The sequence below is a fragment of the Methanorbis furvi genome, assembly GCF_032714615.1.
Lineage (GTDB): Archaea > Halobacteriota > Methanomicrobia > Methanomicrobiales > Methanocorpusculaceae > Methanocorpusculum > Methanocorpusculum furvi.
Genome location: NZ_JAWDKA010000017.1, coordinates 1 through 5,709, shown reverse-complemented (window position 1 = coordinate 5,709; position 5,709 = coordinate 1). Strand labels below are relative to the sequence as shown.

The following is a 5,709-nucleotide window of genomic DNA, read 5'->3' as shown; positions in this document are numbered from 1 at the left end:
CATCCAGCAGTTCGGAGGGTTTATATCTTCTCAGAACGTATGATGTTACCTCGCAAACAGCGCGACCTGCGCTGAGATGGCGAACCCTCAAAAGTTCACATCTCGTGCAGTCTCGAAGAGTATAAATACGCTTCATGCGTATGTAATAAGGCTGTTTAAGTGGAGAACGAAACGCGAACCGACGTGCGATGCACGTGCGGTAGTTTGTTCTGACGTTGGTATTGTGGCGATGCGGACATTCATTGAAATGACCGCTGATTCCTTTAACGTTTTACGCCTGGTTTTGTTGAGTCGTTAACAAAACATGTGTGTATAATGTACTAAAAATTAATTCTGGTTGATCCTGCCAGAGGCCATTGCTATCAGGGTTTGACTAAGCCATGCGAGTCGAGAGGTTTCGGACCTCGGCATACTGCTCAGTAACACGTGGTTAATCTGCCCTTGGGTGGGAAATACTCCCGGGAAACTGGGGCTAATGTCCCATAGTGAATGCTTGTTGGAACACTGCATTCTCGAAAGATTTATCGCCCAAGGATGAGACTGCGTCCGATTAGGTAGTTGGTGGGGTAACGGCCCACCAAGCCTATTATCGGTACGGGTTGTGGGAGCAAGATCCCGGAGATGGATTCTGAGACATGAATCCAGGCCCTACGGGGCGCAGCAGGCGCGCAAACTTTACAATGCGAGCAATCGTGATAAGGAAACCCTGAGTGCCTGTAGATGCAGGCTGTTCATATATCTAAATCGTATGTGAAGAAAGGGCAGGGCAAGACCGGTGCCAGCCGCCGCGGTAATACCGGCTGCTCGAGTGATGGCCACTATTACTGGGTTTAAAGCGTCCGTAGCTTGATTGTTAGGTCTCTTGGGAAATCTTTTGGCTTAACCACAAGGCGTCTAAGAGATACCGGCAATCTAGGAACTGGGAGAGGTAAGCCGTACTTCGGGGGTAGGAGTGAAATCTTGTAATCCTCGAGGGACGACCTATGGCGAAGGCAGCTTACCAGAACAGCTTCGACAGTGAGGGACGAAAGCTGGGGGAGCAAACGGGATTAGATACCCCGGTAGTCCCAGCCGTAAACAATGTGCGTTAGGTGTGTCGGTTACCACGCGTAACTGATGCGCCGAAGAGAAATCGTGAAACGCACCACCTGGGAAGTACGGTCGCAAGGCTGAAACTTAAAGGAATTGGCGGGGGAGCACCACAACAGGTGGAGCCTGCGGTTTAATTGGATTCAACGCCGGACATCTCACCGGATAAGACAGCTGAATGATTGTCAATCTGAAGGTTTTACATGACTAGCTGAGAGGAGGTGCATGGCCGTCGTCAGTTCGTACTGTGAAGCATCCTGTTAAGTCAGGCAACGAGCGAGACCCACGCCAACAATTGCCAGCAGCATCTCCGGATGGCTGGGGACATTGTTGGGACCGCCTCTGCTAAAGGGGAGGAAGGAATGGGCAACGGTAGGTCAGCATGCCCCGAATTATCCGGGCTACACGCGGGCTACAATGGATGGGACAATGGGTAACAACACCGAAAGGTGACGTCAATCTCCTAACCCCACCCTTAGTTAGGATTGCGGGTTGCAACTCACCCGCATGAATCTGGAATCTGTAGTAATCGCGTTTCACTATAGCGCGGTGAATACGTCCCTGCTCCTTGCACACACCGCCCGTCAAACCATCCTAGTGAGGTTTGGATGAGACCCTGGTCTTTGCCGGGGTCGAATCTAGGTTTCGTGAGGAGGGTTAAGTCGTAACAAGGTAGCCGTAGGGGAATCTGCGGCTGGATCACCTCCTAATGATCCAAAACCATGTAAGACGTTAAACGGAATCGCATATAGCGGTCGTTTCAATGAACCGTACAATCACCACAGTACCAACACTCAATATGCACTCACACGTGCGTGCTGAATGAACAGCAGCAAAATGAACCTTTGACCAAAAGTTCATCAAACATATCAGTGTGAGGGGCGCGTAGCTCAGCTGGAAGAGCGCGGCGTTTGCAACGCCGAGGCCTGGGGTTCAAATCCCCACGCGTCCACTCCGCAGCCGCTAATTAGCGAATTAATTTCGTCTAATCGGTTGCGGTTGCAATGCACCCGGAAACGCGAGTTACCGGGGAAGGATCGAGAGTCACCGACTCTTTGAGATCGTGTATAGGTTTTGCATTTGGACGTTAAATGGGTATCAGCGGAAACCTTTCGTAGAAAAATCGAAAGCGTAAACATTTGTCGGTAAGGCAAAAAATACACTTAAGAGAACAGCAAAGGACCCTGGTTATAAAAGAAAATCCATTTACCACAAATAAAATCCAATTCGTAAACAACGAAACATCAAAGACATACCCTCGATTGTTAAATCAATCGAGAACAGAAACCTGGTTCTTATGCCAGTTAGTGGATGGTTTGGTTTGAGAGCTGATGAAGGGCGTGCCAAGCAGCGAAATGCCCCGGGAAGACGCAAGGAGTCTGTGATCCGGGGATCCCCTAATAGGACCTCCATACTCGCAAGAGTAAATCCGTCAGGATGGGGAACCCCCCGAAGTGAAACATCTCAGTAGGGGGAGGAAGAGAAATCAATTGAGATTACGTTAGTAGAGGCGATCGAACCCGTAACAGTCTAAACTGAATCCCGCAAGGGACATGTAGTGTATGGCCTTCAATGTAGCATGATAATGTCTAATGAAAGTGACCTGGAACGGTCCGCCTCAGAGGGTGACAGCCCCGTACGTGGTCGCATTATCAGCTTAGAAGAGACCTGAGTAGCGTGGGTTGGAATTCCCGCGTGAACAAGGGGGTCACCTAACCTCCAAGACTAAATACTCCTCAAAACCGATAGCGAATTAGTAGCGTGAGCGAAAACTGAAAAGCATCCCTAAAAAGGAACTGAAAAGTGCCTGAAACTAACTGGTGATCGTGTGTTGCGGCGTGAAAGGATCTTCTCGTCGAAAGAACCCGTCGCGAGGCGGTAGTATGAGACGAGTTGCCGATGTCGCAACTTACGTTTTGAAGAACGGGCCAAAGAGTGTATTCCATTGGCGAGGTTAACCGTCAAGGGCAGCCGCAGCGAAAGCGACACGATCGTAGCGCAAGCATGGATCGGCGTACCAATAGTGCGTGGAGTCAATGGGATCCGACCTGAAACCTGGTGATCTATGCCTGAGCAGGTTGAAGCGTGCCGAAAGGTGCGTGGAGGACCGCATGCGGTATTGATATGCAAATCATTCGCGTGACTTGGGTATAGGAGTGAAAGATTCATCGAACCGGGTGTCAGCTGGTTCCTCTCGAAACATGTCTAAGCATGACCTCGACCGAGATCGATAGTGAGGTAGAGCACCTATCGGGAATCCCGGGGAAGAAATTCCTCGCTTCCTTGTAAAACTCCAAACTCCCTATCATCGTAGACGTCGGGCAGTCCGGGCTACGGGGTAAGCTTGTAGTCCGTAAGGGAGACAACCCAGACCATGGTTAATGCCCCCCAATGTAGGCTAAGTGTCAACACTGAATGAAGTCCTAGGTCAAAGACAACTGGAAGGTGAGCTCAGAAGCAGCTATCCTTTAAAAAGTGCGTAACAGCTTACCAGTCAAGATTTAGGGCGCAGAAAATGGACGGGGCTCAAGCCTACTGCAGATACCATGGCGCACGTTTTTGAACGTGATCGAGTAGAGAGGCGTCCTGTATGGGCTGAAGCAGGGTCGTAAGTTCCTGTGGACCGTATAGGAATGAGAATTTTGGCAGTAGTAGAAGCAAAGAATGGTGAGAATCCATTCCGCCGAAGGGGCTAGGTTTCCTCGGCAATGTTCGTCAGCCGAGGGTTAGTCGGTCCTAAGCTGCATCATAACTTGAATGCAGCAACAGGGAAACAGGTTAATATTCCTGTACCATGCGTTGATAATACTGACGCATCGGGTTATATATAGCGGAACCATCGTTCCGTCCAATCGTATAAACTCTTGGAGTACCGTAATGGTGAGAATTGAGTGAAATCGTGATGGCGTAAGTATGTTCATACCTGGTGCCCGTGAAAAGGTAACGCATTGACCGTACCGAGAACCGACACAGGTGCCCCTAGTTGAAAAGACTCAGGCGTGTCGGAATTATTTGTGGTAAGGGAACTCGGCAAAATGGCCCCGTACCTTCGGAATAAGGGGTGCCTGCCTCGCGATGAGGCAGGTCGCAGTGACCAGGGAGCTCTAACTGTCTAACAACAACATAGCAGACTGCAACTCCGTAAGGACTAGTATAGTCTGTGAATCCTGCCCAGTGCGGGTATCTGAACACTGAGTACAATCGGACGAAGGACCCGTAAACGGCGGGGGTAACTATGACCCTCTTAAGGTAGCGTAGTACCTTGTCGCTTAATTGGCGACTTGCATGAATGGATCAATAAGGGCTCTACTGTCCCTACCGCAAATCCGTTGAACCTTTTATCCTTGTGCAGAGGCAAGGGACTCCCATCGGGAAGTGAAGACCCCATGGAGCTTTACTGCAGCCTGTCGTTGAATTACGGTATTACATGCGCAGCGTAGATGGTAGGTGTTAATGCTCATATTCCGGTATGAGTGGAGCCAACGTTGAGACACCATCCTTGTTCTGCTGTAATTCTCACTCGTATTCATTACGAGGACATCGGTAGGTAGGCAGTTTGGGTGGGGCGCCACACCCTCGAAAACATATCAAGGGTGCCCTATGGTCAACTCATGTGAGTCAGCAACTCACAGGAGAGTGTCAAGAGCATAAGTTGGCTTGACGTGATTTCGCACAGCAAGAAATCACGAGTGGAAACACGGGTCTAACGAACCAATACGCCTTTTTGGTGAGGGCTATTGACTACAGAAAAGCTACCCTGGGGATAACAGAGTCGTCGCCGGCAAGAGCACATATCGACCCGGCGGCTTGCTACCTCGATGTCGGTTCTTTCCATCCTGGCTGTGCAGCAGCAGCCAAGGGTGAGGTTGTTCGCCTATTAAAGGGGATCGTGAGCTGGGTTCAGACCGTCGTGAGACAGGTCGGTTACTATCTGATGGGAGTGTTCGAAATCTGAGAGCAAGAATGAAATAGTACGAGAGGAACTTTCATTCGTCACCTCTGGTGTATCGGTTGTCTGATAAGGCAGTGCCGAGCAGCTACGTGGCACGAGATAAAAACTGAAAGCATCTAAGTTTGAAACTTCGCTTGAAAAGAGATTTCGTTACAGAGCACCGGTAAAAGACCGGGTTGATAGGTTTGGGATGTAAGCACGAAGGCAACGACGTGTTCAGTCCGCAAATACTAATGCTCAAATCCAAGTTTCCTTGTATGTCTGCAAATGATTTTCGTTCAATTCGGATTGGCAGTGGCAGATGGACTTCTCCTTAAAAACAAAAGGTGTCCTCGCTGTAACTGTTCTACGACACAAGGTTTCGCTGTGCCCAGACGTTATCCAAATGCAAAACTTATACTAACCTATATAAACGGTAACTGCATACATTGTATGCCAAAATTAGTTACTGTGCCAAGTTGGCGGAGTGGCCACGCGGCTGCCTGCAGAGCAGCTACACTCCCGTTCAAATCGGGAACTTGGCTTGGGGGATTATGCGGCCATAGCAGAGAGGTTCCACCCGGACCCATTCCGAACCCGGCAGTTAAGCTCTCTTACGTCGGATACTGTACTGAGATACGCGAGTTCTCGGGAACTATTCAACGCTGCACCCCCTTCCTTTTGATTGA

The 5,709-nt window shown here is 49.7% G+C and carries 2 tRNA genes and 3 rRNA genes; all 5 read left to right on the top strand.

The window, feature by feature from the left end:
* Positions 1-330: 330 nt before the first annotated feature.
* The 5 genes from McpAg1_RS09435 (at position 331) to rrf (ending at position 5,694) form a co-directional block, all read left to right on the top strand.
* Positions 331-1,797, top strand: a 16S ribosomal RNA gene (locus McpAg1_RS09435).
* A 171-nt stretch (positions 1,798-1,968) separates the two neighbouring features.
* Positions 1,969-2,041: transfer RNA gene (locus tag McpAg1_RS09430), tRNA-Ala, on the top strand.
* Between the two features lie 331 nt (positions 2,042-2,372).
* Positions 2,373-5,294 (top strand): 23S ribosomal RNA (locus McpAg1_RS09425).
* Between the two features lie 199 nt (positions 5,295-5,493).
* Positions 5,494-5,565, top strand: a tRNA-Cys gene (locus tag McpAg1_RS09420).
* A gap of 7 nt (positions 5,566-5,572) precedes the next feature.
* A 5S ribosomal RNA gene (rrf, locus tag McpAg1_RS09415) occupies positions 5,573-5,694 on the top strand.
* The 16S, 23S and 5S rRNA genes sit together here with 2 tRNA genes alongside, the layout of an rRNA operon.
* Positions 5,695-5,709 lie beyond the last annotated feature (15 nt).